At 69.9% G+C, this 3599-nt stretch carries 2 protein-coding genes; both read left to right on the top strand.

Annotated features, from left to right (window positions below; genetic code table 11):
- Positions 1-2047 (top strand): serine/threonine-protein kinase (locus tag ACFO0B_RS19360; protein ID WP_449289797.1); only part of this gene is annotated, 2047 nt, incomplete at its 5' end.
- 120 nt (positions 2048-2167) lie between these two features.
- A partial coding sequence (locus ACFO0B_RS19355) for a condensation domain-containing protein (RefSeq protein WP_378613927.1) occupies positions 2168-3599 on the top strand: 1432 nt, incomplete at its 3' end.

The following is a 3599-nucleotide window of genomic DNA, read 5'->3' as shown; positions in this document are numbered from 1 at the left end:
CGAGGTCGGCGCGCGCGCCGACCTCGACGTTTCGGGTGACGGCCTGGATCAGAGCACCCACCGCGCCGCGGCCGACGACCCGGACGCCACCCTGGCGGTGAACCGCGCGGCGGCGCTGCACCGTGATCTCGGGATGACCGTAGGTGATCTGACCGGAACCGCGACCGCGACGCCGAGCCTGCCGACCGAGGGGGTCTCCGACGCGGGCCGCCTCGACATCCTCGACCGGATCGAGGTCGGCCGGAGCGTCGACGACTTCGACCTGCTCACCGGGCTCGGCAGCGGCGCCTTCGCGCGCGTCTTCCTGGCTCGCCAGCGCTCGCTGCAGCGGCTCGTCGCGGTGAAGATCTCCGCCGACCACGGCACCGAGCCGCAGACTCTGGCCCAGCTCGACCACGACTACATCGTCCGGGTCTTCGACCAGAAGCTGCTCGGCGCGCAACCGGGCGACCCGGCCGCGCGCCGGCTGCGCCTGCTCTACATGCAGTTCCTGCCCGGTGGCACGCTGCTCAGCGTGCTGCGCTGGGTGCGCGCCACCCCGCAGGCCGAGCGCACCGGGCAGCTGCTGCTGGACGCGGTGGACGCGGCGATGGAGGAGAAGGGCGAGATCCGGCCGACCGACTCGAGCGTCCGGGCCGAGATCGCCGCACTGAGCTGGCCGGAGACGGTGGCGTGGCTGGGCATGCGGCTGGCCGAGGCGCTGCACTACGCGGCCGAGCACGGGGTGCTGCACCGCGACGTCAAGCCGGCCAACGTGCTGCTCACCGCCGAGGCGGTGCCGAAGCTGGCCGACTTCAACATCAGCTTCAGCCGCAATGTCGAGGGTACGAGCCCGGTGGCGTACTTCGGCGGCTCGCTGGCGTACATGTCGCCGGAGCAGCTGGAGGCCTGCCACCCCGGCATGGAGACAACCGCCGCCGACCTGGACGCCCGCTCCGACATCTACTCGCTCGGCGTCGTCCTCTGGGAGCTGCTGACCGGCGAGAAGCCCTTCGACGACCGGGTCGCCGCCGCGTCCGGAGGCGATGGCGACGAGACCATGCTGGAGGCGATGCTGCTCTCCCGGACCTCCGGCGTCGACACCGCCACCGCCGACCGGCTGCCCGCGGACTGCCCCGCCTCGCTGCGCCGGATCCTGCTGAGCTGCCTGGCCGCGGATCGAGCCCAGCGCTGGTCAGACGGCGCGGTGCTAGCCAAGCAATTCGAGCTGTGCCTGAATCCGCGGGCCCGCGACCTGGTCGACCCGCCCCCGCACAGCTGGCGAATTCGGCTGCGCGCCTACCACATCCCGCTGATGGCGCTGGCGATGGCGATCCCGAACCTGTTCGCCGCGCTCTACAGCATCCAGCAGAACACCAAGCTCATCATCGACCGGCTCGCACCGGACATCCAGGAGTCCCTGCTCACCGTCATCGGCTTCACCAACGCCACCTTCTTCCCGATCGGCGCGGCGGCGATCATCTACTCCTCGCGCCGGCTGCTGACCGTGCCGCGCGGGCTACGGCTCGGCAAGCAGTACGACGCGGCTACGCTGGAGCGGGCCAGACTCGACTCGCTCCGGCTCGGCGACCGTTCGGTCATGGTCGCGTTCTTCCTGTGGATATCGGCGGCGCTGATCTTCCCGATCGCGATCTGGGCCCTCACCGGGGAGCTACCGCTGCGAATCGTGCTGCACTTCCTCACCTCCGGCGCGATGTGCTGCGCCATCGCGATGACCTACCCCTTCTTCTTGATCACCTTCTACATGGTCCGCTGCATCTACCCGGTGTTCCTGCAGCGCGGCCAGATCGTGCAGAGCGACAGCGCCGCACTGCGCAGGCTCGCCGACCGCTGCGGCGTCTACCTCACCGTCGCCGCCTCCATCCCGCTGCTCGCGGTGGTGAGCTTCACCTTCCTCCCGACGCCCGACCTGCTCTCCACCCTGATCTCGGTGCGCGCGGTCTGCATCGGCGGCGTCTTCGCCTTCGCCGGGGCGTACCTGCTCTTCCGGGCCAGCGAGGCGGATCTGCTCGCGCTCTGCGGAGTCAGCGCCGATTCGCGCGGCTGAGAATCCGGGTGGCGGATCGGCCGCCGAGTCACTACGTTGTGAGTATCCGAGGGGGAGAGCGGCTACCTGATAGCCGCGGTTCGAATCATTGGGGGGCCAATGACTGCCGTCGATTCCGGCATGTCTTTTCCGCTGTCACCGGCACAGCTTTCGATCTGGCACGCGCAGCATCTCGATCCGTTCGTGCCGATCACCATCGCGCAGTACGTCGATATTCGCGGGGCGGTTGACGCCTCGATTCTCGAACGCACCTGCGGCGAGGCCGGAGCCGAGTACGGCTCCGGCTTCCTCCGGCTACTGGAAACCGGCGACGAGGTTCGCCAGGTCGTCGACCCGGACCTCGCCTACGTGCTCGAACAGGTCGATCTGCGGGCAGCCGAAGCGCCGGTGGCGGCCGCAGAGGAGTGGATGCGCGCCGACCGATCCCGCCCGATGGACCTGCTCGGCGGGCGGCTCATCCGCACCGCACTGCTCCGCATCGCCGACGACCGCTGGTTCTGGTACTCCTGCGCGCACCACATCATGCTCGACGGCTTCGGCGCGGCCGGGTTCACCGCCAGGGTCGCCGAACTGTACACCTGCGCGGTGCTCGGCACCGAGCCCCCGCCGTTCCGCGCGCTCGACCTGCGCGCACTGTACGACGCCGAGATCGGTTACCGGGAGAGCACCCGCTTCCACACCGACCGGAAGCACTGGGCGCAGCGGGTCGCCGGCTGGTCCGGCCACAGCGGCCTCACCGGCCGCACGGCACCGCCTTCCGCCGTCAGCACCATCGACTCCGCCCATCTCAGCGCGGCGCAGGAGGAACTCCTCGCCGCCGCCGTTCAACGCCACTGCGATTCGCCCGCCGGCGTGCTCATCGCCGCCTTCGCCGCCTACCTGGCCCAGATGACCCAGTCGCCAAATGTGGTGCTCAGCCTGCCGGTCACCGCCCGCACCACGGCCGCCATGCGCCGATCGGGCGGCACCGTCGCCAATATCGTTCCGCTCCGCCTGCACATCGGCTTCGACACCACCGTCGCCGAGCTCCTGCGCCAGGTGCGGGTGGAGATCTCCGGTGCGCTGCGGCACCAGCGCTACCGGCACGAGGACATGCGCCGCGACGCGGGCCGATCCACCTCGGACGCCACGTACTTCGGCCCGTGGATCAACGTCATGCTCTTCGATACCCGGCTCCGCTTCGGCACGGCGGCAGGCACCTTCACCGTGCTCTCCACCGGCAGCATCGAGGATCTCGCGGTCAATATCTACCCGGGGCGGGACGGAACGCGCATCGACTTCGAGAGCAATCCCGAGGTCTACGGTGCGGGTGCGGCGGGGGTGCAGCACCGGCGTTTTCTCGAGTTCCTCGGCGGGTTTCTCGCCGCCGGAGGGGAGGTCGGGGTGTGGCGTCTTCCGGTGGTTCCGGTGGGCGAGCGGGATCGAATGGTGGTGGAGTGGAACAGGTCCGGGCGGGAAGTTCCAGCTACCACGCTGGTCGCGTTGCTGGACGAGCAGATCGCGCGCACTCCGGAGCGAACGGCGTTGCGGTTCGAGGGGACGAGTCTGTCCT

It is taken from the genome of Nocardia jiangsuensis, assembly GCF_042650385.1.
GTDB classification, from domain to species: Bacteria; Actinomycetota; Actinomycetes; order Mycobacteriales; family Mycobacteriaceae; genus Nocardia; species Nocardia jiangsuensis.
Note: the sequence above shows the minus strand (reverse complement) of the source record. Positions and strands in the feature narration are given on the sequence as shown.